Origin of the sequence: Pollutimonas harenae, assembly GCF_004153685.1 — a bacterium.
Lineage (GTDB): Bacteria > Pseudomonadota > Gammaproteobacteria > Burkholderiales > Burkholderiaceae_B > Pusillimonas_C > Pusillimonas_C harenae.
The window spans coordinates 1,038,416-1,065,128 of the sequence record NZ_SDQD01000001.1; the positions used below are offsets into that span (position 1 = coordinate 1,038,416).

Below are 26,713 nucleotides of genomic sequence, written 5' to 3' on the forward strand. Positions count from 1 at the left end.
CCCATGCAAACTATCGTGATAATTGCGCATCACGCAGTGTCGCTCTTGAATTTTCGCGGCCTTCTTATCCGCGATTTGGTGAAGGCGGGAAATCGAGTGTATTGCCTAGCACCCGATTACGATGCAGTTACTCGCCGTGCGCTACAAGCGCGGGGTGCTACACCGGTGGATTATGGCTTGCAGCGCACGGGTATGAACCCCCTACGAGATGTCAGGGATGTAGCTCGCTTAACACGAACCTTACGACGACTGCGTCCAGATGTGGTGTTTTCATTTTCAACCAAACCCATGGTGTATGGTACGGTGGCTGCATGGCTGGCCCGTGTGCCCAGACGCGTGGCCATGGTGGAAGGTGCAGGCTATGTCTTTACAACAACTACGAGCAGGCAAACATGGCGCCGCCGAGCATTGCGTGGCATGGTCGAGAAGCTATATCGGTTTGCGCTTCAGCGTGCGCATCGGGTCATTTTTTTGAATCCTGATGATCTGGGTGAGTTCGTTGGATTGGGCCTGGTGCCGGCTGGGCGCGCTGCCTTGCTGGGAGGTATTGGCGTAGACCTGGACGCGTGGCGGCTTGCGCCGCCCGTGGTTGCACCCATTCGCTTTCTGCTGGTGGCGCGTTTGCTGCGCGAAAAAGGCATTTTTGAATATGTGGCCGCTGCCCGACAGATATTGCAGCAGTATCCGCAATCGGAATTCGTGCTGTTGGGCGGCTTGGATACGAATCCAGGCGGCTTGAGTCGGCTAGAGGTGCAGGCGTGGGTGGACGAGGGGGTGCTGCAGTGGCCTGGGCATGTACCTGTGCGATCCTGGATAGAGCAAGCGAGTGTTTTTGTACTACCGTCCTACCGTGAAGGGGTCCCACTAAGTACCCAAGAGGCGATGGCCATGGGCCGCCCGGTGATTACCACCGATGTGCCGGGCTGTCGGCAGACGGTTGAAGAGGGCGTTAATGGCTATATTGTGCCTGTGTGTGACGTTGATGCTTTGGCGTCGGCCATGTGTCGATTTATTGACGCGCCAGAACAGATTTCTGTCATGGGGCAAGCCAGCAGAGAAATAGCCGAGCGCGATTTTGATGTACGAAGCATTAACAAGACATTAATGGGGTATCTACTGAAATAGTATGGCCTTGGCTGGTTTCCAAGTACAGTGTGAGAGTGGCGAGTTCGTGTTAGCGGATCACAAAAATAACAGAACATAACATTCAAAATTAGAGTTAACTTTGACTTTTAACGCTACTATTTAGCAGTATGCTATAGTCCGTTCAACCATTGAACGTCAGGTGGCTCACCAGCACCTTACGCTTGCTTAATAGGTTTTCCGTGTCTGCTGAGCGCCATATAGTTTATCGGTGGCATCGGAAAAAGCACAACGAGCCTAGAAACAATGCCTGAACCGCACCTACACGAAGAAAGCCATTTGAAGGTATTACGCTTGTTGGAGTCTAACCCTGGTCTAAGCCAGCGTGATCTTGCTGATGAGTTGGGTGTAAGCCTGGGTAAAACCAACTACTGCATCAAGGCTCTTCTGAATAAGGGCTTGCTAAAAATGCAGAACTTTCGTAATAGTCAGAACAAGCTGGCTTATGCATATTTGCTGACCCCAGCTGGCATTGCCGCCAAGGCGGAACTTACTGCCCGGTTCTTGAAGTACAAGGTCATAGAATACGAAAATCTGCATAAAGAAATAGAGACCTTGAGGCGCGAGCTAGCACAAACAGCAGTAGATAATCGTTGTCCATGAGGAATGCTTAATTCGTCCGGGCATATGTCATTATGGTTCCGGTACGTGGTTTGGCTATTAAGCCAAAAATAACCAGAGGGTAAAGCCCTACACAATGAACGATCATCGTATGAAACATCTGAAAACCCTCTGCGTATTTGGTACTAGGCCGGAAGCCATCAAAATGGCCCCTTTGGCAATTCAACTGGCGGAGGATGAAAGGTTCGACGCAAAGATATGCGTAACCGGCCAGCACAGAGAGATGCTCGACCAAGTGTTGGACCTGTTTAAACTGAAGCCCGACTATGATCTGAACATTATGAAACCCGGGCAGGATCTCACCGATATCACAACGGGGATACTGCAGGGACTCAAGCCGCTGTTAAATGAATTCAAACCCGATATTGTGCTGGTGCACGGCGACACCGCAACAACCTTTGCCGCGACTTTGGCGGCCTATTATCAACAGATATCCGTGGGGCATGTGGAAGCCGGACTGCGTACTGGCAATATCTACTCGCCATGGCCGGAAGAGGGAAACCGTAAACTTACTGGTTCGCTGGCCACACTGCACTTCGCACCTACTGCTACGTCAAAGCGGAACTTACTTAATGAAGGAGTCCAGGACAGCAGCATTGCTGTTACAGGCAATACAGTGATTGATGCTCTGCTGGATGTGGTCGCCAAACTCGACAACAGTCAGGAGCTGCAACGGGCTTTCAGTGAGCAGTTCAGCTTTCTTGATGCAGAGAAAAAACTGATTCTAGTTACTGGCCACCGCAGAGAAAGCTTCGGTGGCGGATTCGAACGTATTTGCCAAGCGCTGGTTAATACCGCCAAGGCGCACCCAGATACTGAAATACTTTATCCAGTGCACCTCAACCCCAACGTACGCGAGCCGGTAAACCGCCTTTTGCAGGGCATTAACAATGTCCACTTGATCGAGCCGCTGGACTATTTACCCTTCGTTTACCTGATGAATCGAGCTCACATCATCCTTACCGATTCGGGTGGGATTCAGGAGGAGGCGCCTTCACTGGGTAAGCCTGTACTGGTAATGCGGGACACTACCGAACGCCCTGAAGCAGTTGACGCCGGAACGGTGAAGCTAGTGGGCACGCAGGCGTCAGCCATCTGTGACAACCTAGCCGTACTGCTGACTGACGAACACGCTTATACAGCTATGTCACGCGCCCATAACCCTTACGGGGACGGCCAGGCATGCAAACGCATTCTTGAAAAACTACTGGCGTGGCACGCCAATTAATTTCTGGCTTACGACTTAATCGGATTTAAGGATTTATACAATGCAATTCAACACCATTTCGATAGTTGGTCTTGGCTATATTGGTTTGCCCACCGCCGCTGTGTTTGCGTCACGTAAGGTCAAGGTTATCGGTGTGGATGTCAATCAAAGGGCGGTTGACACCATCAACCGTGGCGAGATTCATATCGTAGAGCCTGATCTGGATGTGGTGGTTCGTACAGCAGTAAAGGAAGGGTATTTGCGCGCTACTACAGTACCTGAGCCGGCAGATGCTTTCTTGATTGCGGTCCCGACTCCATTCAAGGGCGATAGGCATGATCCAGATCTGAGCTATATCGAATCTGCAGCCAAGGTAGTCGCACCAGTGCTCAAGAAAGGTGATCTGGTAATCCTTGAATCTACCTCGCCGGTTGGTGCTACCGAGCAGATGGCGGAATGGTTGGCTGAAGCCCGCTCTGATCTGACCTTTCCCCAGACCAATGGTGAAGAGTCTGATATTCGTATCGCACACTGTCCTGAACGTGTACTGCCCGGCCAAGTTTTGCGCGAGTTGGTACAGAACGACCGTATTATTGGCGGGATGACCCCTAAGTGTTCTGAGGCAGCACGTGCTCTCTACAAAACCTTTGTAGAAGGGGAGTGCGTTACTACAAACGCCCGTACAGCCGAAATGTGTAAGCTGACTGAGAACAGCTTTCGTGACGTTAATATCGCCTTTGCCAATGAGTTGTCGATTATCTGCGATAAGCTGGATATAAGTGTCTGGGAACTGATCCGCTTGGCTAATCGGCATCCTCGAGTGAATATCCTTCAGCCTGGGCCGGGGGTTGGTGGGCATTGTATCGCTGTCGACCCGTGGTTTATCGTCAGTAAAACACCTGAACAGGCACGGCTTATTCGTACCGCTCGGGATGTAAATGACAGTAAGCCAGAATGGGTATTGAATAAAGTCAAACTAGCCGTTGCTGAATATCTGCAGGCGAACACCGACAAGACGGCCAAGGATGTGACTATTGCTTGCTTTGGGTTAGCCTTCAAGCCGGACATCGATGACCTGCGTGAAAGCCCTGCCTTGAATATTACCCAGCAAATTGTGGATATACATCCTGGCCCAGTCCTAGCGGTGGAGCCAAATATTGACGAGTTACCGGACACATTGGCTAGCAAACTGAGTCTGCGTAGTATTAAGGCTGCTCTGGCTGCGGCTGATGTGATTGTGCTATTGGTGGACCACAAACCATTTCGTGAGTTGCTCCCTAGCGAGCTAGAGAACCGAAAGGTTGTTGATACTCGTGGAGTCTGGTGTAAATGAAAATATTAATAACAGGCGGGGCTGGCTTTATCGGCTCGGCAGTCATACGCCATATTATCCGTAACACCGGTGATAGAGTAGTCAACATCGACAAACTTACCTATGCTGGCAATCTAGAATCTTTGGCTGAAACGAGTGAAAGCCCACGCTATGCGTTTGAGCAGGTTGATATCTGTGACCGCGTGGAGGTTGAGCGAGTATTCCGTGATCATCAGCCGGACGTAGTAATGCATTTGGCTGCTGAGTCGCACGTTGATCGTTCCATTGATGGGCCAGCAGCATTTATAGAAACCAATATTGTCGGCACCTATGCCCTGCTGGAAGCGGCCCGACAATATTGGCAGGGTCTAGACGAGGCACGCAAGAGTGCCTTCCGATTCCACCATATCTCTACCGATGAAGTATATGGGGATTTAGACGGACCAGAAGACTTGTTTACTGAAACTACATCGTACGATCCCAGCAGCCCTTACAGTGCTAGCAAGGCCAGTTCCGATCACTTGGTACGCGCTTGGCATCGTACCTACGGTCTGCCAACCCTGATTACCAATTGCTCTAATAACTACGGTCCCTATCATTTTCCGGAAAAGCTGATTCCGCTAATTATTCTCAACGCTCTGGAAAGCAAACCGCTGCCAGTATATGGTAAGGGTAATCAGGTACGCGACTGGCTTTATGTAGAAGACCATGCTCGTGCATTGTATAAGGTGGTTACCGCGGGCAAGGTTGGCGAAACCTACAATATCGGTGGTTATAACGAAAAGCAGAATATTGAAGTGGTGCATACTCTTTGTGACCTACTTGACGAGCTTAGTCCGAGTCCGGGTGGTCGTTCTTACCGAACATTGATTGTCCATGTTGAGGATCGCCCGGGCCATGATCTGCGCTACGCCATCGATGCCAGCAAGATTCAGCATGAGTTAGATTGGGTCCCAGAGGAAACTTTCGAATCTGGCATTCGAAAGACCGTCGAGTGGTATCTGAACAACCCTGAATGGGTCACCCACGTAAAATGCGGAGCCTACCAGCAGTGGCTGGAAAAAAACTACAGCGTACGGACAGCCCAATGAAAATCTTGCTTCTAGGCAAAAACGGCCAAGTTGGCTGGGAATTGCAACGCGCCCTGCAGCCATTAGGCCAAGTCGTCGCCCTGAGCAGGTTCGGGAAGGGTGATCTGGTCGGTGATCTCACTGACTTATCCGGCTTATACCGTACTCTGAGCAACTACAAACCAGACGTAGTCGTCAACGCCGCTGCGTATACTGCCGTGGACAAGGCAGAGAGCGAACCTGCCTTAGCTCGACGGATCAATGCTGAAGCGCCACAAGTTTTAGCTGAATGCATGGCAAAGTTGGGTGGCTGGTTGGTACATTACTCCACTGACTACGTATTCGATGGGAGCGGCGATCATCGATGGTGCGAAGATCAGTCTACCGCACCGCTGAACGTCTACGGGCAAACCAAGCTAGCAGGTGAACAAGCGATCCAGGCCAGCGGCTGCCAGCATCTAATCTTTCGTACCAGTTGGGTATACGCGGCACGAGGTGGCAATTTTGCTAAGACGATGTTGCGCTTGGCGGCTGAGCGCGAGCAGCTCAAGGTTATAGATGACCAAATTGGCTCCCCGACCGGAGCAGAGTTGATTGCCGATATTACTGCGCACAGTCTGCGCATCGCAGACTGTAAGCCTAAAGTAAGCGGCTTGTATCACTTAGCCGCTGATGGCGAAGTCTCTTGGTATGGCTATGCGAGCTTCGTGATAGAGCAGGCACGCCAAGCAGGGAAAGTATTGGCAATGCAAAAAATTGCAGCAATCACTACTGCTGATTATCCAACTCCGGCTCAACGGCCACTGAACTCACGACTTGACTGCAGTAAGTTACGCAATATTTTTGGCCTGCACTTACCCCATTGGCAAAACGGTGTGCGGCGTTTGCTATCGGAATACAAGGAATATTAAATGAATCGCAAAGGCATCATTCTCGCTGGTGGCTCAGGCACCCGTCTACATCCGATTACTCTGGGTGTCTCTAAGCAACTGCTGCCGATTTATGACAAACCGATGATTTATTATCCGCTATCGGTGCTGATGTTGGCTGGGATCCGTGAGATTTTGATTATTAGCACTCCGGAAGACTTGCCAGCGTATCGCAAATTGTTGGGCAGTGGCAATCAGTTTGGTGTTCATCTGAGCTTCGCAGTACAACCTTCACCGGATGGTCTTGCCCAGGCATTCATTATTGGTGAGGAATTCATTGGCAGCGATGATTGTTGTTTGATTCTCGGGGACAACATATTCTATGGTCAGCACTTCAGCGACAAACTCAAAGGGGCTGCGGCGCGTGAACACGGTGCAACTATCTTTGGTTATCACGTAACCGACCCTGAACGTTTCGGAGTCGTAGAGTTTGACGACGAGGGGCGTGCCGTTAGCATTGAAGAGAAGCCGCGAAAGCCAAAATCCAGTTACGCCGTAACTGGTTTGTATTTCTACGATAATCGTGTTGTCGAGGTAGCCAAAACCATTCAGCCATCAGCCCGTGGCGAACTGGAGATTTCTGACATCAACCGGATTTACCTGGAAGAGCAGAGCCTTAATGTGGAAATGCTCGGTCGAGGTTTTGCATGGCTAGACACCGGCACTCACGAATCGCTGTTGGAGGCCGGCCAGTTTGTACACACCCTAGAAAAACGTCAAGGCTTCAAAGTTGCCTGTTTGGAAGAAATCGCCTTTCATAATGGCTGGATCAGTGTTGAGCAGGTCCAAGCTCAGGGAGAGTATTTGAAAAAAACTGGATATGGCCAATACCTGCTGGCGCTGCTGAAAGAGTCTCTCTCATGAAAATGATTCAAACAGACCTCCCTGGCGTAGTGCTGCTCGAACCTACAGTGTATGAAGATGAGCGCGGCTGGTTCATGGAAAGCTTCAACGAACAGCGTTTCCATGCTGAGTTGCATAAGTTAAGCTTACCTATCCCGCGACCATTTGTGCAGGATAATCATTCCAGCTCAAAAAAAGGGGTGTTGCGAGGCCTGCATTACCAGCGTGAACCCCATGCCCAGGGCAAATTAGTCCGTGTGATGAACGGTGTTGCATTTGATGTGGCTGTGGATATTCGCCCGGACTCACTAACGTTTGGCAATTGGGTGGGAGAAACGCTCAGCGCGAAAAACAAGCGTATGTTGTGGATTCCGGAAGGCTTCGCTCATGGCTTTCTCGCCTTGGAGGATAATACTCAGTTTATGTATAAAACGACGGACTACTATGCGAAAGACTACGAGGCTGCGATTCGTTGGGATGATCCGAGCCTAGATATCAAATGGCCTATAAGAACTCAGATCGTAATATCTGAAAAAGACCAGCAAGCGAATTACCTGAACACCGTCAAGCTTGGTGGAATATAAGCTGCAAATTTGCAGTTATCGTCGTGGATATATTGCCGATTTCTGGCACCCTGTGGCCAAGAATTAGTAGCTGTGGTAGAGAGAGTTGTATGAAGGGTCCTAATGAGACTTAATTCACACATAATTAATGGTTTATCCTTGATGGTGATACAGGGCGCCAATGCTTTGTTTCCATTATTGATATTTCCTTATTTACTGAGTGTTTTGGGTAAGGACGCCTTTGCCGAAATGGTCGTAGCAGAGACGTTGGCCTTCTATGTACTTACGGTATGTCTTTATAGCTTTGATATCAGCGGTGTGCAGGCGATAATTGATGCTAGAAGTCAGAGTGAAAAAGCAAGAGAAGCTGAATGTTTTATTAATATTCTTAGCGTGCGAATAGTTTTATTCCTTATTTCTTCTCTTATAGTGGTAAGCCTCTACTACGTATTTACCGATGGTAATGTATTGATTCTACTTGGATGGCTGGCTTTTTCGCTAGGATTGATTCTTCAGTGCAACTACTATTTTCAGGCAATTGAAAATAATCTACTGCTAGCCGTTTTTGTTCTGATTGCACGCTTGGCCGGAGTGGTGGCAGTATATGTTTTTATCCATAGCGAAGCAGATGTTGTTTTGACATCACTGATATTGGGAGCTAGCTTTTTATTATCGGGCGTTGCAGCAATCATTGTCTTATTTAACCACTTTACCCTTAATTGCGTGAGGTTGGCTAGCATCAACGCGATGATCTCGCTGATTTACGAAGGACGCCATTTGTTTTTCGGTAATGTCTCAGTTACGCTCTTTCGTGGTGCAAACGTACTGATTTTGGCTGGCGTCTCAAATAGCACAGCAGTTTCCTCCTACGCGTTGGCAGAGAAGGTGATTAAAAGTATTCAGGCTCTAGCGCGACCGCTTAATCAGCTCTTCGTGCCTAGAGTTGTAAAAGCTTGGTCGCTCTTAAGCATCAAACAGAGGAATAATTTACAAGCTTTTCACCTGGTTTGGAGGAATACACGTGTTCAAGTATTTCTCATGGCTTTTGTACTGCCAATCGGGGTGGTGTCTATCTATATCGCTCATACTTGGGGAATAGTACCTGGTTTTAGTGATCAGACGATTTTGCTCATTGCATTAATGGCACCGGCAGTTATTTTTGGTGTAGCTAATGCTATGTTTGGTGCTGTAGGCTTGAATCTAATCGGCGCACAATCCTACTTTGCTTCCGTGGTATTTATTGTAGGGGCATGTATTTTTCTATTCTCGATGATTATGTCTCGCTATTATGCTGCATTCGGTGCGGCATCTGCTTTTATATTAGCGGAGATGTTGCTTTTAACGTCATTCACCTGGAAATATCTGAGGACACCTACCCATGGATGATTTCTGGTTTTTAAAAATAATTAATATATTTTTAGCATCTCTATTTTTTTCTTGGGCTTGGTGTATAAAAAAAGTTGTTGGTGTTTGGCTAAATCCAGCCTCTATATTTTTATTGTTCTGGTTTTTCTTTACGGCATTTCCATTAATAATTGCTTTTGAGGTTCCTGTTGATCCATGGGCAATAATTTATATTTTTTTATTCTGTTTTTTCTTTTCTCTCCCCAGTTTTTTATTTCATTGGTCATATGCACTTACGCGTAATGAATGTAAGTTATCGGCTGAGCACTATTTTGACACACCGGTGATGGCTAGTGCCTTGTATTTTTTTGCTGCATTTTCAGTATCAATGGTTTTTTTGAGTGTGCTACAGCAAGGTATTTCAATCACTCAGCTATTGGAAGACCCTGTCGCTGTAGGCGGTATTTATGCAGGGAAGCGCTATTCAGGTGAAATTGTACCGAGCTTATATGCACAGCTTGGCTTGCAATGTAGCTATTACACGGCAGCGCTTGGGGGACTTGTTTACGGTTCAAGAAGAAAGGTACGTGGTAAAACTATATTGCTCATTTTAGTTTTTTTGCCTGCTCTTCTTGTCATGTTTTTGCAAAGTGCTAAGGGGCTATTTTTCTTTTCTATGTTCCTGTTTCTTGGCGGAATTTTAGTATCCAAAATTTATAATAAAGACTTGACTTTAATTGATTTATCGGGCATCCGAAAAATATTTCTCTATGGGTTTCTATTTTTACCTATTTTGCTTGTTTCTTTTTTGTCTCGTGGAATATATCAACTTAATGATACTGTTTTAATTATTAATCGACTCCGATTTTATTTGATTAGCTATTCCTCAGTTCATTTACCAGCTTTTTCAGACTGGTTTTCCGAGCGTTATTTAAGTGGATCGTTGTTGCAATACAAACAAGAGTTTCTAACAACGGGATTTTATACTTTCATGTCTTTTTTTCAATTGGCTGGCGATAATCGTAGTGTGCCAATGGGAGTATATGATGAGTATTTTACCTATGGAGACTATATAAAAGGCAATCTTTTTACCGTATTTCGTGGGTTAATTACTGATTTTGGCCTGATGGGGAGTATGGTTTTTGCCCTTATTGTAGGAAGTATTAGCTGTATTGGCTATTGGCTCCTGTTAACTCAACGTAAAAGTGCTTTTGCGATAGTATTTTTTGTGTATTTTGTTGCAATAAGCTATCAGACATTTGTCATTAGCTCATTAACATGGTTGACTATTCCTTTTGTTTTTTTGATTCAATGGACCATGTTGTTTTTTATGATGAAAGTGAAAATTTATTCGAGAATCGAAAAATGAAAGTTTGCTTGGTTCCTGTTTGCTTTAATGCGTATGATGATGCGTTTCGTTTTCTCGAATCAATTGATCATGCATTCAATAATTGTTCCAATCTTACGCTCAATATTATATTTGCGGATAACTCTACGATATCCCCAAATATTGATATTTCGCGTCGGGAATGCGCCTATTCATTCCATTATATGAAGAACGATAACGTTGGCTATTTTCCTGCCTTTAATAAGGCGTTATGTAATTTATCCGAAGGGATCGATAACTATGACTATGTGATTGTGTGTAACGTGGATCTGGTGGTTGCAGAAGATTTTTTTTCGTCGCTTCTTATCAATCAACCGAGTGATCAAATAGGTTTACTGGCACCTGGGATCTTCTCGGATAAGGATGGCCGTAATTTGAATCCAAAGATGATGCACCGTCCTAGTAAACGCAAAATTGAGATGATGCACTTGATTTGTTCAAGTGTTATGTTGTTTTTCTGGTATGGAAAACTAGCCAGTGTGAGGCAGCAGGTGCGTGCTTGGAGACAGCAGTGGAACCGGAGAATACCAACATCAACGACACACATGCAAGAGTGCGAAATGTACGGGGCGCATGGCTCATTTATGATCTTTACTCGCAGCTACTTTGCGCAGGGTGCGCATGTTTTTTATCCAAGATTTCTTTTTGGCGAAGAGGTTTTTGTGGCTGAACAATTGCGCATGCACGGCTTAAAAATTAAAAACGCTCCAAATATTCAAATTTTTGATAAAGAGCATGCCTCAACTTCGCGAGTAAAATTGAATTTTATTTGTTCGGAACATAAGAAATCTTACGATTATCTTAAGGAGCATTTTTTTTCATAGTAAATTTAAAACGTGACCAATGTTGGTTTTTTTGATGTAGAAATTTAATGATCTCTTTGCGATTTTGAAATTATACTTACCGAATTAAAACCTCGCTCTCTAATTCAGATGGTAAAAAGGCTGATGATCTTTCAATTAAAGCAAACTGCTTGGATAATAACTGGTTTTTCACATTGAGGGTGCTATGAAGCAGGTTCTTCAAGATATGGCTAACGGTGGTACTAACGTTACGGTTTCTCCTTCGCCGCAAGTATCACCTGAACACATAATCATTAATAGCAGTGTTTCGCTGATTTCGGCGGGAACCGAGCGGATGCTCGTGGATTTCGGCAAAGCTTCGTATTTGGCAAAGGCTAGACAGCAACCAGAAAAGGTCAGATTGGTATTGGAAAAAGTCGGCACCGATGGCTTGATGACGACTATTGAGGCGGTCCAGTCTAAACTAGCTCAGCCATTGCCTTTAGGGTACTGCAATGTTGGTGTGGTTGCAGAAGTGGGTAGAGGCGCCGACTCCTTCAAGGTCGGGGACCGGGTTGTGTCCAACGGCCCACATGCGGATGTGGTTCGTGTATCCAAGAACCTTGCAGCCAAGATACCTGACACAGTCAGTGATGAAGAGGCTTCTTTTGTTGTGGTTGCTAGCATCGGATTGCAGGGCATTCGCCTTGCGAAACCTACTCTTGGTGAAGCTTTTGTCGTTACCGGAGTAGGTCTGATTGGTTTACTTACTGTGCAATTGTTGCGCGCACATGGCTGTCGTGTGCTGGCAATTGACTTTGACCAGGCAAAACTTGATATCGCACGCCAGTTTGGGGCGGAAATATGCAACCCCGCCCGTGGAGAAGACCCCGTTGCAGCAGGTATGGCGTTCAGTCGTGGGGTTGGTGTCGACGGCGTGATTATTACGGCGTCCACCAAGACAAGTGATCCTGTTTTGCAGGCAGCTCAGATGAGCCGTAAGCGTGGACGTATTATCTTAGTTGGGGTGACTGGTCTCGAGCTTAACCGGGCAGACTTCTATGAAAAGGAGTTGTCTTTCCAGGTTTCCTGTTCTTATGGCCCTGGTCGTTATGACCCAGACTACGAAGAGAAGGGGTGGGACTACCCCGTAGGCTTTGTTCGCTGGACTGAGCAGCGTAACTTTGAAGCGGTGCTCGATATGATGGCGTCGGGGCGGTTGGATGTTAAGCCGCTGATCACTCATCGGTTCGATTTTGAAGACGCTCCTAAGGCTTATGATTTACTGACTACAGACAAGTCGGCCCTAGGTATCTTGCTGCTGTATAAAAGTGAGTCAGTTGCGCGGCATGTTTCCACTGTGAAACTGAAGGGCGATACTGCCATCAACCCTGGGAAACCAGTTGTGGGATTCGTTGGGGCAGGTAATTACGCGTCTCGTATCCTGATCCCTGCCTTCAGAGCTGCAGGCGCTCAGATGTATTCGATTTCCACCTCGGGGGGAATCAATGGTGTCGTTCATGGTGAAAAGGCCGGCTTTGCCGAGGTGACGACCGATACCCAGGCAATGATTGAGAACACTTCCATCAATACCATTGCCGTGGTAACTCGACACAACAGTCATGCTCGTTTTGTTTCTGCTGCATTGCAGGCTGGTAAACATGTGTTTGTCGAAAAGCCTCTGGCAATCACTTTGGATGAATTGGCGGAGGTTGAGCAGGCTTACACCGTAGCTCAAGAAAGAGGCGGGGCGTATTTGATGGTTGGCTTCAACCGTCGTTTTTCGCCTCAGGTACAGAAGATGAAAGCTTTGCTCGCTTCGGTCAATGAGCCAAAGTCTTTCATTATGACCATGAACGCAGGTGCGATCCCCGCTGATCACTGGACGCAGAATAAGGAGTTAGGTGGTGGGCGCATTATCGGCGAGGCTTGCCACTTCATTGATCTGATGCGATTCTTGGCGGGTTCCGAGATTGTGTCGGTCCAGGCGCGTCGGATGGGGGACAGCCCCGGGGTAGCGGTGAGTGAAGACAAGGCATCTATTACTCTTGGCTTTGCCGATGGCTCTTTCGGTACGATTCTCTACCTGGCCAACGGGGCAGCAAGCTTTCCGAAAGAGCGCGTCGAAGTTTTTGCTGTTGGGCGGGTTCTGCAGCTGGATAACTTCCGCAAGCTTAAGGGCTTCGGTTGGCCGGGGTTCAAGAAAATGAATCTGTGGAAGCAAGACAAGGGCCAGAGTGCTTGTGCGGCTGCTTTTCTGGGGGCTATCGAAAAAGGTGAGCCTACGCCTATTCCGTCAGAGGAAATCTTCGAAGTTGCCCGGGTAACTATCGAGGCGACGGATATATTGCGTAATCAATGAATAGTCTATTGGTTAAAGCGAGCACTGCACTGCGTCTTGGTGTACCCAATCTTGGGCGTGTAGCGTTATATAGATTTGGCCTTAAATCGGGCCTTAATCCTGTTCAACACTTGAGTGCAGTGTTGCCTGCAGGACCCTTTTTCAGTTTGCCAGTGCAGTTCGCTAATGAGCGAGCGATGCCGCGCGCTGGCTGGTACCGATACAGCGAGGCTTTTGGACAGTTTTTGAGTGATCTGGGCCAAACTCCGCCGCTGTGGGTGGCCAGCTGTTTGAGTAACAAGCCTGTTGAGGGAGCGGAGCGGGATTGGTGGCAAATTCCAGACTTTGACCGTCTTGTTGGGGACATCAAGACGGTCTGGGAGTTCTCGCGTTTTGATTGGATGCTGGCATGCGCCCAGCATGCCGCTAAAGGTGACGAGAACGCTTTGCTGCGCCTTAATGACTGGCTTGTCGACTGGTTGCAGACAAACCCACCCTACAAGGGCCCGAACTGGAAGTGTGGGCAGGAAGCATCGATACGGATTATGCATTTGGCCATGGCTGCTCAATTGCTAGGCCAGGTTACGGGTAGTGCGTCGGGCTTACTGGATCTTGTCGAGGCACATATGCAACGTATCGCACCTACGGTGTTGTATGCAATGGCGCAGGACAACAACCACGGCACATCCGAGGCGGCAGCTTTGTTCATCGGCGGTTCGTGGCTGGAAGCCAATAACAGGACAGCTGGATACAGGTTTACCAGAGTAGGCCGCAAGTGGCTGGAGAATCGTGCCCGTCGACTGATCGAGAAGGACGGTAGCTTTAGCCAGTATTCGCTCAATTATCATCGCGTAATGCTGGATAGCTTCAGCATGGTAGAGTTATGGCGGCGGCAACTGGCTTTGCCAGCTTTCAGTCAGGAGTTTTATACGCGGGTAGCGGCGGCGAGTGAGTGGCTGCGTTGCATAACCCAATCAATTAATGGTGATGGCCCAAACCTGGGCGCCAATGATGGGGCTCGATTGCTCCCATTGACTGATACCGATTATCGGGACTATCGACCCTCCATCCAATTGGCCTCCGTGCTGTTTCACTCGGCCCGTGCTTATTCAGAAAGTGGTGATTGGAATCAGCCCCTCTACTGGCTAGGGCTTACTTTGCCTGAAGCACAACTTCCTGAACCAACCGGTGTTCAGTTTGATAGTGGTGGTTATTTTGTACTGAGGCAGGGGCCAGCAGTGACTTTGCTGCGCTATCCGCGTTTTCGGTTTCGCCCGAGCCAAGCAGATGCCTTACATATTGATCTCTGGCTTGGCGGGGAAAATTGGCTCCGCGATGCAGGTACCTTCAGTTACAACACCGAGCAACGTTGGCTTGATTATTTCCCTGGTACTGTGGCGCACAATACGGTGCAGTTTGATGGCCGCGACCAGATGCCTCGCTTAAGTCGCTTTCTATTTGGTGCTTGGCTCAAGTCACGGAATGTTGAGCCGCTCGTTGTCTCTAACGGCAAGCAGAGTGGTGGTGCTGGCTACCGGGATTGGAAAGGAGCCAAGCACCACAGGCGCGTTGTGTTGTCAGGCCATACCTTGAAGGTGACGGATCTGGTAAGCGGTTTTGCTTGCAAAGCCGTGTTGAGGTGGCGGCTTAAGCCGGGTAACTGGTCAATTGATGCCGATGCACAGTGCGTGCAAACTGATGGTTTCAGCTTGGTGGTAAGTTCGGCAGTGCCGCTTAAGCGATTTGAACTGGTTGACGGCTGGGAGTCGCGCTATTACTTAAAAAAGACACCTCTTCCAGTTCTGGAGGTAGAAATCGATCAGCCTGGTGAGCTAATCACAAATATCGAATGGGTGAGGCAGTGAAAGTTCTTTATTTTCATCAGCATTTTGTGACACCAAAGGGAGCGGGAGCAATTCGGTCCTACGCCATGGCGCGCAAGCTGATTGAACGTGGCCATAGCGTTACCCTGGTTTGCGGCAGTGCGCAGGGTGGCACTACTGGCCTGGTTGGTAACTTCGTTAACGGTCAGCGCCGGGGGGTAGTCGACGGAATTGATGTGCTGGAGTTGAACCTCGAGTATTCCAACAGCGATGGGTTTGCTAAGCGAGTAAGAACCTTTCTTAGTTTTGCTTTGCGTAGTGTTAAGGTTGCTTTGACCGAACAATACGATCTGGTCTTTGCTACAACAACACCCTTAACGGCGGGTATACCCGGCATTCTTGCGCGCTGGCTGCGTAGCAAGCCATTTGTTTTCGAAGTGCGAGATCTCTGGCCAGAGCTGCCAAAGGCAATGGGTGTGGTCACGAATCCCGTGCTGTTGTCGGCGATGAGCCTACTTGAATGGGTAAGCTATCGCTCTGCGCACAGCTTGATTGGGCTGTCGCCTGGTATCGTTGAGGGTATCAAGAAGCGTGGTGTACCGGCTGAGCGCATCACCATGATACCTAACGGATGCGACCTGGATATTTTTGCAACAGAAGCCGAGCCGTGGCGACCGGAAGAGATTGCCGATACCGATTTGATGGCGATCTTTGCAGGTACGCACGGAATAGCGAACGGCTTGGATGCAGTTCTGGATGCCGCCGCCGAACTCAAGCGACGAGGTATCAGTGATATCAAACTGCTGCTGATCGGTAATGGAAAGCTCAAGCCTGCACTTCAGGAGCGTGCACGCAGAGAAGGGCTGGACAATGTCGTGTTTCATGACCCGGTGATCAAAACCCGTCTTGCCGGGCTGATGCAGTCCACCGACCTAGGTATGCAAATTCTGGCGAATGTGCCTGCCTTCTATTATGGAACCTCGCCCAATAAATTTTTTGACTACATCTCCGCCGGTTTGCCTGTGCTAAGCAACTACCCTGGCTGGCTCGCGGGGATGATCGAAAACGAACAGTGTGGTTATGTCGTTCCGCCAGCAGATCCAAAAGCGTTTGCTGATGCACTGGAGCGCGCTGCCGCTAATCGCGGAGGGTTGAAGGTCATGAGTGCCAACAGCAGGACGTTGGCCAAGCGCGAGTTTGATCGGCGTCAGCTGTCTGATCAGTGGGTGGTGTGGGTGGAAGACACATTCCGGAAGAGGGGGCGCTAGCGTTATGTTGAAGCGTATTTTTGATATGCTTGCTTCGGCAACCACTCTGATGCTGTTGTCTCCGGTCATGGCCATTGTCGCTTGGCAAATCAGTCGTAAGATGGGATCTCCGGTTCTGTTTCGTCAGATCCGGCCTGGATTGAACGGCAGGCCCTTTCAGATGGTGAAGTTTCGCACTATGAAGGACGCGGAAGATGCTGATGGTAACCCTCTGCCTGATTCCGAGCGATTGACTCCCTTTGGTCAGTTCCTGCGCTCATCGAGCCTGGATGAGTTGCCGGAGCTGTGGAATGTGCTTAAGGGTGACATGAGCCTGGTTGGGCCGCGCCCGCTGTTGATGGAGTATTTGCCGCTATATTCGGCTGAGCAGTATCGCCGTCACGAGGTGCGCCCGGGAGTGACAGGTTGGGCGCAGGTCAATGGCCGTAATACCCTCAGTTGGGATGAGAAGTTCAAGCTGGATGTATGGTACGTTGATAATCGGTCGTTTTGGCTGGATATTAAAATTCTGCTTTTGACGGTTAAAAAGGTGCTGGTGCGTGATGGTATCAGCGCAGACGGTGAGGCAACCATGTCTAAGTTCACAGGTAATGGCTCATGAAGCGCCTAGCAGTTCTGGGTGCTAGTGGGCATGGCAAGGTAGTGGCCGATTGCGCTGAGCTGTGCGGCTGGAATGCAGTTAGTTTCTTTGATGATGCCTGGCCTGCTTTGCAACAAAATGGTGCGTGGCCGGTAAAGGGCAATACAGAAGATTTGCTTGCTGGTCTGTCGAGTTACGATGGTGTGGTGGTGGGTATAGGTAATAATAAAATTCGCCAAGTCAAGCTTAAGCAGTTATTTGACGTTGGGGCGCCAATTGTAAGCCTTGTGCACCCCACAGCGGTAGTCAGCCAGCATGCCAGTCTAGGGCTGGGGTGCGTAGTTTTTGCAAATGCAGTAATCAATGTTGATGCCTGTATAGGGGCCGGGTCTATTCTGAATACAGCTTGCAGCGTGGATCATGACTGCGTAGTGGGTGATTGTGTGCACATTAGTCCCGGTGCCAGGCTTGCCGGCGGCGTAAAGGTTGGTAACCTGACTTGGGTAGGTATAGGCGCAAGTGTTCGGCAATTGGTTAATATTGAGTCTGGCGCTATGGTGGCAGCCGGGGCGGTGGTGGTTCAAGATGTACCGCAGGGCGTTACTGTGGCTGGGGTGCCAGCCCATATCTTGCATAGAAAAGAATAAATGTTAAACACACCGTTTTCCCCTTGGCCTTCTTTTACTGAAGAAGAGGCAAATGCTGTTCGTGACGTCGTGCTGTCCAACAAGGTAAATTACTGGACGGGGCAAGAGGGCCGGGAATTCGAGAAAGAGTTTGCCGCGTGGTCGCAGTCTGAATATGCGATTGCCTTGGCTAATGGTACCGTAGCACTGGACCTTGCCCTGCACGCGCTGCAAATTGGCCCGGGTGACGAAGTCATCGTAACGTCACGCACATTTCTGGCTTCAGCCTCCTGTATTGTGAATGCGGGCGCCGTGCCGGTGTTTGTGGATGTTGACCGAGATAGCCAGAATATTACTGCGGCCACGATTGCTCCGGCTATTACAGCACGTACCAAAGCTATTTTGGCGGTGCACCTTGCTGGTTGGCCTTGCGATATGGATAGCATTATGGCGTTGGCTGGCAAACATGATTTGTGGGTAATAGAAGATTGCGCTCAGGCTCATGGTGCTCTGTACAAGGATAAGCCCGTGGGTACCATAGGCCATATAGGCGCGTGGTCATTCTGCCAAGACAAGATCATGACTACAGGTGGTGAAGGCGGGATGGTCACTACTAACGACCAGGCTTTGTGGAAGCGCATGTGGGCCTACAAAGACCATGGCAAATCATGGGATGCCGTCTACAACACGCAGCACCCGCCGGGCTTCCGCTGGTTGCATGAAAGCTTTGGCACCAATTGGCGCATGACGGAAATGCAGGCGGCAATTGGGCGTATACAACTCAAGCGTATGCCTGCTTGGCACACTGGCCGTGTAGAAAATGCGCGTCGTATTTGGGGGACGGCCAGCGTGTTGAAGGGCTTGCGTGTGCCCGTTGTGCCAGATCATATTGAACATGCAGCATACAAATGTTATGTGTTTATCAAGCCGCAGTTGCTGAAACCGGATTGGTCGCGCGATAGAATCTTGCATGAATTGAACAGCCAGGGGGTGCCAGCCTACTCGGGTTCCTGTTCTGAGGTTTACCTTGAGAAAGCCTTTGATAACACTGATTGGCGGCCAGCAAGCCGTTTGCCAGTAGCAAAAGAATTGGGCGAAACCAGCCTGATGTTTCTAGTGCACCCCACTTTAACCGATGAGGAAGTGCATCAGACTTGTGCTGCCTTATCTGGCATTATGGCGCAGGCGGTTGCGTAAAGCGTCGTGGTCAGAGTCAAGGTAAGAAACGCATGATGGTAAAAACAAGTATACGGCTGCTGCTGGTCTTCGCATTCGACCTATTGGCGGTCGTGGTCGCATGGCTGGGCGGCTTTTCTATACGTTTTAACTTCACGTGGCCCTATGGGTATGGGTCTGAAATGGCTTATGGCCTGCTGTTATTGCTGTGCGCGCAGGTGCTGGCATGCCGCTGGGCCGGGCTATATCGGGGTATGTGGCGTTTTGCCAGCCTGTCGGATTTAAAGCGCGTGCTGAAGGCGGTTTCGGTTTCCACCTTCGTATTGCTGGTGGTGATGTTGTTCTCCAAGCCACATCTGCATATTCCCCGTTCATTGGTCGTGCTTTACCCCATACTGCTGCTACTGCTAATGAGCGGTGGGCGGGTCGCATGGCGCATGTGGAAAGAATACAGCTTGTATGGCAGGCTGGACGGTCAGGGTAAACCGGTGGTAATCGTGGGCGCCGGTACGGCGGGCGCCATGTTATTGCGCGAATTGGAACGTACGCCGGAATGGGATGTGGTCGCACTGGTGGATGACGACCAAGCCAAGCAGGGCTTGGAGCTATCCGGCTGCCGGGTGGAAGGCCGCATCCAGGACCTTACCAAGGTCTTGAAGCGACATGACGCCAAGCATGTCATTTTGGCCATGCCGTCGGCACGTTCGCCGGTGTTGCGTAGCATTAGCGAGGCGGCCTCTAAGGTTGGCGCATTGCTGTTTACCATTCCTGCGTTGGATGAGCTGATGTCTGGCCGCGTTGCCATTAATGTGATGCGGCCCGTAAAGATCGAAGACTTGCTTGGCCGTCAGCCGGTGCGCATTGATACGGACAACGTCAAGACTATGCTCACAGGTAAGACTGTGCTGGTGACGGGTGCGGGTGGGTCCATAGGCAGCGAGTTATGTCGTCAGTTGGCAAAGTTTGCGCCCAGCAAGGTAGTGCTGGTCGAGGCCAATGAGTTTGCGCTGTACATGATCGAGCAATGGTTCCGTGAAGAGGCGGCCAGCGTGGAAATCGTTCCCCTGGCTGGGGATGTGCGCGATGAAGATCGCATGAACGAGATCTTTGGCGTGTGGCAGCCGCAAGTGGTCTTTCACGCAGCGGCGTACAAACACGTGCCGTTGATGGAAGTAGGCAATGCCTGGCAGGCGGTGCGCAACAATGTATTTGGCACCTTGGTGGTGGGGCGCTGTGCCCAGCGCCATGGAGCAAAGCGTTTTGTGCTGATTTCAACCGATAAGGCAGTCAACCCCACCAACGTAATGGGCGCCACCAAGCGCATGGCCGAAATGATTTGTGAAGTCCTGCATTGTCAGAACCAGGGCACCTTGTTCCAGATGGTGCGTTTTGGCAATGTATTGGGCAGTACGGGCAGTGTTATTCCCAAGTTTCAGGCGCAAATTGCGCGTGGCGGGCCGGTAACCGTCACCCACCCAGACATCAATCGCTATTTTATGTCTATCCCCGAAGCGGCCCAACTGGTGCTGCAGGCAGCGGCCATGGGAAAAGGGGGAGAGATCTTTGTATTGGACATGGGTGAACCGGTAAAAATCGTAGATTTGGCGCGCAACATGATTCGACTGTCTGGCTATTCTGAAGACGAAATTCGTATCAAGTTCACCGGCCTGCGTCCGGGTGAAAAGCTGTACGAAGAGCTATTGGCCGATGCCGAGGAAACAGTAGAAACGCCCCACGAAAAGCTAAGAATTGCCCGTTCGCGATCCGTGCCCGACGACTTCTTTGCTTATGTACAGGCCTGGCAGGCCAATAAGGACGTCGTCGACGACAATGCCGTGCGGACTGAGTTGAAGCGCTGGATACCTGAATACACGCCGATGAAGCAGTAGGCTGCAGCTTATTGCTTGGGTCGTGAAGGCGGTTAAGCCGTTTTCCGAAACAGGCCGCGCAGCAGCGCGGCCAATATACCCAGCATGCCACCCACCACAACACCTAGCACCAATACCAACGCTTTGCGGGGTTTGATGGGATCAATAGGGGCGGTTGCCGACTCGTCTATGGTAGCTACAGATACCGAGGGGTGCGTATCGATGCTTTTAAGTAGTGTTTGGGTACGGAGCAAGTTGGGCAGTTCGCTGAGGTAAGGGTCGTGGTCCTGCCGTGACGTGATCAGCGCCAGCTCTGCCCGTAACGCTTTGGCGCCGCGTAAATAGCTGGTGCTGCCGGTGTACGAGGTGATCAGATTACCGCTAGGGGGTGGGTCTTCCAGACCGATGGATTCGGCCAGTTCCAGGGCTTCTTTGAGTTGGGCCATATTACTTTGCTGGTCAATCAGGGCGACCTCGCGCAGCGTATCGATTTGAGCTTGTGTGCTGTCCAGGCGCAGTTGCACGGCACTTTGCAGGTTTTGTAAAAGCTCATGTTGGGCGGCACTGATGGCCATATTCACATATTGGTTGGCCCATTGGGCGATTAACTGCGGGTCGGCGCCCTGCCAGCTTAACGTTAGCAAAGATGCATCGGTGGGTTTCTGTGGCCGCTTAATATTCAGGGATTTGTTGAAGTCCTTCCATAGCTGTTGCCGTTGGCCTTCGTCGCTGGGGCTGCCATATTCAGCCAGGTAGGTATTTTTAAAGAAGGCCTGTCGCAGGCTGCTTGAGTCTGCATGGCGCAGAAAAACCTTGTAGGCGTCTTTCGTGCTCAGTGCTTCGATGGCATTATCGGGTGTTTGTTCTTGCTGTGGCTGCTGGGTTAGCGCGTTAACGGCCGAACCCGATAGCTGGTTGGCCATATTGTAGGCGGCCAGTCCCCCTTGCGTGGGCGGCAGGGCTTGTACATGTGCTTCATAGATAGGAGTGCTTAAAAAGACATAGACAGCCGCAGCACAGGTGGTCAGTAGCGTTACAGCAATAATCAGAACTTTTGCTGACCACAACGTCAGCAAAAGTTCACGTAAATCAATTTCGTCAGACGTATTGATATTTTTATTGTTTTCTTGTGTGGACTGCATTGCCGCTCCGGTTATAAATGGCCAAATTCAAGGCACTAAGCCGGAGGGTATTGTACTCAATATTACAAAATCGTAACTTTATGCGTCGATCATTTTGTGTTGTTAGTTGGTAATAATAAGAATCGTTATTATTTAAACATTTGTCGAATCAGGGCGGTGAATATGCCCAGCATACCGCCCAGAATAATGCCTAGCGCCAGTATCAGCATTTTTCTGGGCTTGATGGGTTCCTGCGGCACGGTGGCAGCCTGGTCTATGGTAGCAACAGCTACGTGCTGTGGGGCCAGGTCTATTTTTTGCAGCAGCGACTGCTTTTTTAGCAGATTGGGCAGCTCTTCTATATAGGGGTCGTCGCTTTGCCGCTGTTCCAGCAACTTGAGCTCGGCGCGCAAGGCCTTGGAGCCACGCAGATAGGTTGTGGCCCCGGTATATGAGGTAATCAGGTTGCCGGTATCGGGCGGGGTGCTCAGTCCGATGGATTCGGCCAGGGTCAGGGCTTCTTTCAAGCGGGCAATGCTGTCTTGTCGGGTGGTTTCGGCCACTTTGCGCAAGGTGGCAATTTGGTCTTGGGTGCTCTGCAGCCGCAGCTGTATGGCGCTGCTTAAGGTCTCCAGTAGTTCTTTTTGCGATATGGTAATGGCCGCCTGCACATAGCGGTTGGCCCAGTCGGCAATGGTTGCTGGGTCTTCACCTTGCAGAGCTAGCGTCATCAACTCGTCGTCGTCTTTTTGCTGGGGAAGTTTGATGTTCAGTTCTTTGTTGAAACGCTTCCATAGCCTGTCTTGGCTGGCAGGGGTGTCGCTGCCGGGGTGCGCAGGTAGATAAATCTTGGTAAAAAACTGTTGCCGCAGGGTGACCGAATTCAGGTTGCGTAAAAAGGTATTGTAGGCGTCGTCGGGCGTAATGGCGGCGACGGCATTGTCGCTGCCGTTGATGCCTACCCCACTAATAGCCGGACCTGACAGCTGGTTGGCCATGTTGTAACTGGCCAATCCACTGGGGGTAGGCGGCAGGGTTTGCAGTCGGGTTTCGTAAATGGGGGGGCTAAGAAAAGTGTAAGCTGCCGCCGCGCCGGCTACAACCAATGTGGTGGCAACAATCAGCCACTTTGCTTTCCATAGCGTACAAAGCAGTTCACGCAGGTCGATTTCGTCTGATGGCGCTGTAGCATTGCGGTGCTGACCCTGTTGTTCCACACATAACTCCAAGAATTGTTTGGTGCGAGTATGCCAGATGATTGTATCGGCAATCTTTAGCTGAACATATAAGTCATACGAGATGTTACGCTTGGCGCAGGCAAGCGAAGGTGCATTAGCTCCTTCTACGGCACAGTCTGATCTGGCCAGACAATGCCTCTTCGTCGCGTGCGACGTTCGGAGTATGTCTAGTATGTAGGTTTTCGCGCTGGGTCAATGCTGAGAGGCTATTTATTAGATTTGGAGCGCCTAAGCAATGGTAAATAGGAGGCAGTTGTAGATCACTGATTGCGCTATTTGAAAGCATCGACCGTATTTTGTACAACACTCATATACCAGGGTACCTCTATCGATTCTCCCGGCTTGCACGCATATTGCTTGTCTGGCGTGAAGATGCATTGCTGGACTTCGCCGGTCCAGTGGTTGGTAATGATCGCCTTGTGGTTATTAAGGTAATTCACATCTTCGGATAGTCTAAGATACATATAAACTAGCCCTAGACAAACGACTACCAGGGCGTAGGGAAAATACTTTCTTAGCGTAACAGGCAAAACCATATGCGGCCCGTGCGAAAGGTGATTCTTGCACGGTAAACAGCAGCCGCTTCAATCGTCAAGCGCCGTAACTTCAAGTTTCTTGATTTGCCTGTTTTATGTTGTTTTGATGCCAGCCTGTACTGGGCTGACATCAAAAAAGCATCTACGTGCCGTGGCCTTCATTCTGCTATTAGTTAAGCGAGATATTCGCCTCTTTGGCCACCTTGGTCCATTTCTCTACATCAACTTCGATCACCTTCTTGAACTCTTCCGGTGTGTTGGCAATCACGCGGGATGCCAGGCTCTCGTATTTGGCGATGACTTCGGGATCGGACAGGGCGGCGACGGATGCTGTATGCAGTTTCTTCAAGACATCGGCGGGCAGGCCGGCGGGTGCCAGCACGCCATTCCACATTTCTGCTTCGTAGTCTGGCAGGCCAAGCTCAGCAAAGGTGGGTACATTGGGTAGGTCCTTGACTCGATCTTTGCCGGCGATGCCCACAGCGACCAGATTGCCTGCCTTGATATGTGGCAGTGAGGAAACCAGGGTGTCCCAGATCATGGGGACTTGTCCACCAATGACGTCATTCAGGGCGGGGCCGGTGCCACGGTAGGGCACGTGTGTCACTTTAAGATTGTCCATGGATTTCAGGTATTCCATAGCCAAGTTGGTGGCACCGCCAGCACCGGATGATGCGTAGCTGTATTTGTCCGGGCTGTCTTGAATGAGTTTTTTCAGTGATGGATAGTCTTTCGCGGCGAAGTCTTTGTTCACGCTTAGCACGCCAGGCACGCGTATGATTTCGGTAATGGGTGTGAAGCCATTGATGGCATCGTAAGGCAGCGATTTATACACGGCGGGGTTGGTGCCGTTGGTGCTGGAGGTGCCCAACAGCAAAGTGTAGCCATCGGGTTTGGCGCTGGCAACGTAGCGGGCACCAATCGAGCCGCCGGCGCCGGCCTTGTTTTCGACAACGACGGACACGCCTAGTTCTTTAGCCAGCGCATTGGCATAAATTCGACCAACGGTGTCAGATGTGCCGCCAGGAGGAAAGGGCACCACCAGGGTCACGGGTTGGTCGGGGTAGGTGGCGGCCGATGCGGGTGCAAGGCCAAATCCTAATGCAGAAAGCATTAGCGTCGCACTTAGAAGTCGGGTGCTTGTTTTCATGTCATCTCCATATAGTTATAAAGAAGTTGTGTCGTGGTTCTGTCTGGCCTTAACAGCCTGCGCAGCTTTTGCCTCCATCCACGGGCAGACACACGCCCGTAATGTAGTTGGACTCATCCGACGCCAAAAAGAGTGATGCATAGGCGATGTCCCAGGCGTTGCCCATGCGCCCCATGGGGCTGGCGGCATTGCGCGCCTTGATCATGGCTTCTTGGCTTTCGAACTGATCCGAGATCTGTTTATAGATTAAGGGGGTGTCCATGACGCCCGGCAGCACGGCATTGACTCGTATGTTGTTTGGGGCGTATTGCACGGCCATGGCGCGGGTAAGGTGATTAAGCCCCGACTTGGCAGCGTAGTAGGACATGTAGGGGTAATGGTTGACTTGTATGGATGCCAGTGACGAGATATTGACAATGGCGCCACTGCCTTGTTCAAGCATGATGGGAATGACGTGTTTGCAGGTAAGGAATACGCTGGTCAAGTTGGTGTCCAGCACCAGCTGCCAATCGGCCTCGCTCATGTCGACGACAGAACCCATGCGCGTAATGCCGACGTTGTTATGCAATATGTCGATACCGCCGAAGGCGGCCTGGGTTTGCGCCACCACTTTAGCGATTTGCTCGCCAGAGGTTACGTCCGCCTGGTAGGCCTCGCAGGCATATCCTTCGCTTTCGATCAGCCGGCGGGTTTCATTGGCGGCGTCCATATCGATATCGACCACTGCCACGCGAGCCCCTTCGCGGGCATACAAAACGGCAGCAGCCTTCCCGTTGCCCCAGCCGGGGCCTGATGATCCGGCGCCAAATACCAGGGCACTGCGGCCCTTCAGTCTGTCGTAGCTTTTGTGTTGCATTGTGCGCTCTCTGATGTTCATCGTTGCTCTAGTAGAGTCAAAGCGGGCGTCGTGTTTAGCCCGCGCCTAGCGTGGAAAAATCCACCGAGGCCTGCAGGCGAGAGTGGATATCTTTGACTGCATTACTCAGCAAGTTGGCAACTTCTAGACGTCGGGTGCCTCCTAGCCTGGATGAGATTGCCGCCACACTGACCGCAGCAACGGGGCGTCCGTCTGAGGCGCGGATGGGCACGCCGACTGCGCTCATACCGCTGACGAGCATGCCGTCATTCATGGCGTAGCCTTGGCTGCGGGCATCGGCCACCAGCGCATGTAGGGTGGCATCGCTGATCTGGTAGCGGGCGCGTGCATCGGCGTTGCGTCCCAGCAGTTGCGCCACCACTGCGTCATCCTGAAAGGCAAGCAAGGCCAGACTGCCGGCACCGACGCCTAGTGGGCGGCGCTCTCCTACGGACAGTGTGAGCGTCTTGACGGGAAAATCGCCTTCGTAGCGGGCAACGCATACGGCGTCGGCACTGGAACGCAAGCTCAGGTAAACCGTGTCTCCGGTGACGTCGGCAATATGCTGAAGCGCCGAAGCGGAGAGGCGTGACAAGCTGTACCGATCAACGGCTGCCAAGGCGAGAGTTAGTGGCCTAAACCCCAGTACATAGCTACCGTCGTCTTCGGCCTGGTCGACCCAGCCCAGCTCTACTAGGCCAGACAGCAGGCGGTGCACCGTTGTTTTGCCAAGCTGTGTTTGTGTGGCAATGTCGGCCAGCCGCAGGCCACCGGGCGCTCTGGCCAGCACATCTAATGTAAGGCTCATGCGGCGTAGGTTTTGGTGCTCGCCACCGCGTTCAGCCGCCCCTTTTTTGTTTGCGCTTGTCTGTGTGTGCATGTTGTGCGATCTGCCTTCTGTCACGTTTGCTCCGCTTGAAATTATCACA

The 26,713-nt window shown here is 50.5% G+C and carries 23 protein-coding genes; 18 read left to right on the top strand and 5 right to left on the bottom strand.

Translation table 11 applies throughout. The annotated features are described in order from the left end of the window. Nucleotides 1–3 precede the first annotated feature (3 nt). The 18 genes from ERD84_RS04910 to ERD84_RS04995 all read left to right on the top strand — a co-directional run bounded on the left by ERD84_RS04910 (nucleotide 4) and on the right by ERD84_RS04995 (nucleotide 20,904). The gene (locus ERD84_RS04910; RefSeq protein ID WP_130038485.1) at nucleotides 4–1,125 is read left to right on the top strand and encodes a glycosyltransferase family 4 protein; all 1,122 of its coding nucleotides are present in this window, start codon (nucleotides 4–6) and stop codon (nucleotides 1,123–1,125) included. A gap of 264 nt (nucleotides 1,126–1,389) precedes the next feature. After that, a complete protein-coding gene (locus ERD84_RS04915; protein ID WP_130038486.1) occupies nucleotides 1,390–1,746 on the top strand; it encodes a MarR family EPS-associated transcriptional regulator in 357 nt (118 codons plus the stop codon). Between the two features lie 109 nt (nucleotides 1,747–1,855). Then, nucleotides 1,856–2,992, top strand: a complete 1,137-nt coding sequence (wecB, locus tag ERD84_RS04920; RefSeq protein WP_130038487.1) for a non-hydrolyzing UDP-N-acetylglucosamine 2-epimerase — start codon at nucleotides 1,856–1,858, stop codon at nucleotides 2,990–2,992. A 40-nt stretch (nucleotides 2,993–3,032) separates the two neighbouring features. Continuing rightward, complete coding sequence (gene wecC, locus ERD84_RS04925) at nucleotides 3,033–4,304, top strand: UDP-N-acetyl-D-mannosamine dehydrogenase (RefSeq protein WP_130038488.1); 1,272 nt, start codon at nucleotides 3,033–3,035, stop codon at nucleotides 4,302–4,304. Next, the gene (gene rfbB, locus ERD84_RS04930) at nucleotides 4,301–5,374 is read left to right on the top strand and encodes a dTDP-glucose 4,6-dehydratase (protein ID WP_130038489.1); all 1,074 of its coding nucleotides are present in this window, start codon (nucleotides 4,301–4,303) and stop codon (nucleotides 5,372–5,374) included. The genes wecC and rfbB overlap by 4 nt, the downstream gene beginning before the upstream one ends. Further along, the gene (gene rfbD, locus ERD84_RS04935; RefSeq protein WP_130038490.1) at nucleotides 5,371–6,264 is read left to right on the top strand and encodes a dTDP-4-dehydrorhamnose reductase; all 894 of its coding nucleotides are present in this window, start codon (nucleotides 5,371–5,373) and stop codon (nucleotides 6,262–6,264) included. Before rfbB ends, rfbD begins: the two co-directional genes overlap by 4 nt. After that, a complete protein-coding gene (gene rfbA, locus ERD84_RS04940; RefSeq protein WP_130038491.1) occupies nucleotides 6,265–7,146 on the top strand; it encodes a glucose-1-phosphate thymidylyltransferase RfbA in 882 nt (293 codons plus the stop codon). Beyond that, nucleotides 7,143–7,709 carry a dTDP-4-dehydrorhamnose 3,5-epimerase gene (gene rfbC, locus ERD84_RS04945; protein ID WP_130038492.1) on the top strand — a complete coding sequence of 189 codons (567 nt, stop codon included), beginning with the start codon at nucleotides 7,143–7,145 and terminating at the stop codon, nucleotides 7,707–7,709. Before rfbA ends, rfbC begins: the two co-directional genes overlap by 4 nt. A 102-nt stretch (nucleotides 7,710–7,811) precedes the next feature. Continuing rightward, a complete protein-coding gene (locus tag ERD84_RS04950; protein WP_130038493.1) occupies nucleotides 7,812–9,074 on the top strand; it encodes an oligosaccharide flippase family protein in 1,263 nt (420 codons plus the stop codon). Next, the gene (locus tag ERD84_RS04955; RefSeq protein ID WP_130038494.1) at nucleotides 9,067–10,401 is read left to right on the top strand and encodes an O-antigen polymerase; all 1,335 of its coding nucleotides are present in this window, start codon (nucleotides 9,067–9,069) and stop codon (nucleotides 10,399–10,401) included. The genes ERD84_RS04950 and ERD84_RS04955 overlap by 8 nt, the downstream gene beginning before the upstream one ends. Continuing rightward, complete coding sequence (locus ERD84_RS04960) at nucleotides 10,344–11,243, top strand: glycosyltransferase family 2 protein (RefSeq protein ID WP_180001912.1); 900 nt, start codon at nucleotides 10,344–10,346, stop codon at nucleotides 11,241–11,243. The genes ERD84_RS04955 and ERD84_RS04960 overlap by 58 nt, the downstream gene beginning before the upstream one ends. Nucleotides 11,244–11,427: 184 nt before the next feature. Continuing rightward, on the top strand, nucleotides 11,428–13,563 hold the full coding sequence (locus tag ERD84_RS04965; protein ID WP_130038495.1) for a bi-domain-containing oxidoreductase: 2,136 nt from the start codon (nucleotides 11,428–11,430) through the stop codon (nucleotides 13,561–13,563). Next, the gene (locus ERD84_RS04970) at nucleotides 13,560–15,407 is read left to right on the top strand and encodes a heparinase II/III family protein (RefSeq protein ID WP_130038496.1); all 1,848 of its coding nucleotides are present in this window, start codon (nucleotides 13,560–13,562) and stop codon (nucleotides 15,405–15,407) included. The genes ERD84_RS04965 and ERD84_RS04970 overlap by 4 nt, the downstream gene beginning before the upstream one ends. Further along, nucleotides 15,404–16,633: a glycosyltransferase family 4 protein gene (locus ERD84_RS04975; RefSeq protein WP_130038497.1), complete on the top strand. Its 1,230-nt coding sequence runs from the start codon at nucleotides 15,404–15,406 to the stop codon at nucleotides 16,631–16,633. The genes ERD84_RS04970 and ERD84_RS04975 overlap by 4 nt, the downstream gene beginning before the upstream one ends. Nucleotides 16,634–16,637: 4 nt before the next feature. Beyond that, nucleotides 16,638–17,234, top strand: a complete 597-nt coding sequence (locus ERD84_RS04980) for a sugar transferase (RefSeq protein WP_130038498.1) — start codon at nucleotides 16,638–16,640, stop codon at nucleotides 17,232–17,234. Beyond that, nucleotides 17,231–17,860: an acetyltransferase gene (locus ERD84_RS04985; protein WP_130038499.1), complete on the top strand. Its 630-nt coding sequence runs from the start codon at nucleotides 17,231–17,233 to the stop codon at nucleotides 17,858–17,860. Before ERD84_RS04980 ends, ERD84_RS04985 begins: the two co-directional genes overlap by 4 nt. Next, entirely contained in the window at nucleotides 17,861–19,036 is a 1,176-nt protein-coding gene (locus ERD84_RS04990; RefSeq protein ID WP_130038500.1) for a DegT/DnrJ/EryC1/StrS family aminotransferase, read from the top strand. A 32-nt stretch (nucleotides 19,037–19,068) separates the two neighbouring features. Further along, on the top strand, nucleotides 19,069–20,904 hold the full coding sequence (locus tag ERD84_RS04995) for a polysaccharide biosynthesis protein (protein WP_130038501.1): 1,836 nt from the start codon (nucleotides 19,069–19,071) through the stop codon (nucleotides 20,902–20,904). Between the two features lie 32 nt (nucleotides 20,905–20,936). Here ERD84_RS04995 and ERD84_RS05000 read toward each other — a convergent pair whose 3' ends face one another. From ERD84_RS05000 to ERD84_RS05020, 5 genes are all read right to left on the bottom strand, one after another. Continuing rightward, the gene (locus ERD84_RS05000; protein ID WP_130038502.1) at nucleotides 20,937–22,025 is read right to left on the bottom strand and encodes an LPS O-antigen chain length determinant protein WzzB; all 1,089 of its coding nucleotides are present in this window, start codon (nucleotides 22,023–22,025) and stop codon (nucleotides 20,937–20,939) included. A 128-nt stretch (nucleotides 22,026–22,153) separates the two neighbouring features. Further along, a complete protein-coding gene (locus ERD84_RS05005; RefSeq protein ID WP_130038503.1) occupies nucleotides 22,154–23,221 on the bottom strand; it encodes an LPS O-antigen chain length determinant protein WzzB in 1,068 nt (355 codons plus the stop codon). 726 nt (nucleotides 23,222–23,947) lie between these two features. After that, complete coding sequence (locus ERD84_RS05010) at nucleotides 23,948–24,928, bottom strand: Bug family tripartite tricarboxylate transporter substrate binding protein (protein WP_130038504.1); 981 nt, start codon at nucleotides 24,926–24,928, stop codon at nucleotides 23,948–23,950. Nucleotides 24,929–24,977: 49 nt separating this feature from the next. Next, complete coding sequence (locus ERD84_RS05015) at nucleotides 24,978–25,784, bottom strand: SDR family NAD(P)-dependent oxidoreductase (protein WP_130038505.1); 807 nt, start codon at nucleotides 25,782–25,784, stop codon at nucleotides 24,978–24,980. A gap of 55 nt (nucleotides 25,785–25,839) precedes the next feature. Beyond that, nucleotides 25,840–26,592: an IclR family transcriptional regulator gene (locus tag ERD84_RS05020; protein ID WP_167667252.1), complete on the bottom strand. Its 753-nt coding sequence runs from the start codon at nucleotides 26,590–26,592 to the stop codon at nucleotides 25,840–25,842. Nucleotides 26,593–26,713 lie beyond the last annotated feature (121 nt).

Bases quoted from the DNA above. Each gene is read 5' to 3' on its own strand.
- ERD84_RS04910 (WP_130038485.1), top strand. From the start codon at position 4: ATGCAAACTATCGTGATAATTGCGCATCACGCAGTGTCGCTCTTGAAT.
- ERD84_RS04915 (WP_130038486.1), top strand. From the start codon at position 1,390: ATGCCTGAACCGCACCTACACGAAGAAAGCCATTTGAAGGTATTACGC.
- wecB (WP_130038487.1), top strand. From the start codon at position 1,856: ATGAAACATCTGAAAACCCTCTGCGTATTTGGTACTAGGCCGGAAGCC.
- wecC (WP_130038488.1), top strand. From the start codon at position 3,033: ATGCAATTCAACACCATTTCGATAGTTGGTCTTGGCTATATTGGTTTG.
- rfbB (WP_130038489.1), top strand. From the start codon at position 4,301: ATGAAAATATTAATAACAGGCGGGGCTGGCTTTATCGGCTCGGCAGTC.
- rfbD (WP_130038490.1), top strand. From the start codon at position 5,371: ATGAAAATCTTGCTTCTAGGCAAAAACGGCCAAGTTGGCTGGGAATTG.
- rfbA (WP_130038491.1), top strand. From the start codon at position 6,265: ATGAATCGCAAAGGCATCATTCTCGCTGGTGGCTCAGGCACCCGTCTA.
- rfbC (WP_130038492.1), top strand. From the start codon at position 7,143: ATGAAAATGATTCAAACAGACCTCCCTGGCGTAGTGCTGCTCGAACCT.
- ERD84_RS04950 (WP_130038493.1), top strand. From the start codon at position 7,812: ATGAGACTTAATTCACACATAATTAATGGTTTATCCTTGATGGTGATA.
- ERD84_RS04955 (WP_130038494.1), top strand. From the start codon at position 9,067: ATGGATGATTTCTGGTTTTTAAAAATAATTAATATATTTTTAGCATCT.
- ERD84_RS04960 (WP_180001912.1), top strand. From the start codon at position 10,344: ATGGACCATGTTGTTTTTTATGATGAAAGTGAAAATTTATTCGAGAAT.
- ERD84_RS04965 (WP_130038495.1), top strand. From the start codon at position 11,428: ATGAAGCAGGTTCTTCAAGATATGGCTAACGGTGGTACTAACGTTACG.
- ERD84_RS04970 (WP_130038496.1), top strand. From the start codon at position 13,560: ATGAATAGTCTATTGGTTAAAGCGAGCACTGCACTGCGTCTTGGTGTA.
- ERD84_RS04980 (WP_130038498.1), top strand. From the start codon at position 16,638: ATGTTGAAGCGTATTTTTGATATGCTTGCTTCGGCAACCACTCTGATG.
- ERD84_RS04985 (WP_130038499.1), top strand. From the start codon at position 17,231: ATGAAGCGCCTAGCAGTTCTGGGTGCTAGTGGGCATGGCAAGGTAGTG.
- ERD84_RS04990 (WP_130038500.1), top strand. From the start codon at position 17,861: ATGTTAAACACACCGTTTTCCCCTTGGCCTTCTTTTACTGAAGAAGAG.
- ERD84_RS04995 (WP_130038501.1), top strand. From the start codon at position 19,069: ATGATGGTAAAAACAAGTATACGGCTGCTGCTGGTCTTCGCATTCGAC.
- ERD84_RS05000 (WP_130038502.1), bottom strand. From the start codon at position 22,025: ATGCAGTCCACACAAGAAAACAATAAAAATATCAATACGTCTGACGAA.
- ERD84_RS05010 (WP_130038504.1), bottom strand. From the start codon at position 24,928: ATGAAAACAAGCACCCGACTTCTAAGTGCGACGCTAATGCTTTCTGCA.
- ERD84_RS05015 (WP_130038505.1), bottom strand. From the start codon at position 25,784: ATGCAACACAAAAGCTACGACAGACTGAAGGGCCGCAGTGCCCTGGTA.
- ERD84_RS05020 (WP_167667252.1), bottom strand. From the start codon at position 26,592: ATGAGCCTTACATTAGATGTGCTGGCCAGAGCGCCCGGTGGCCTGCGG.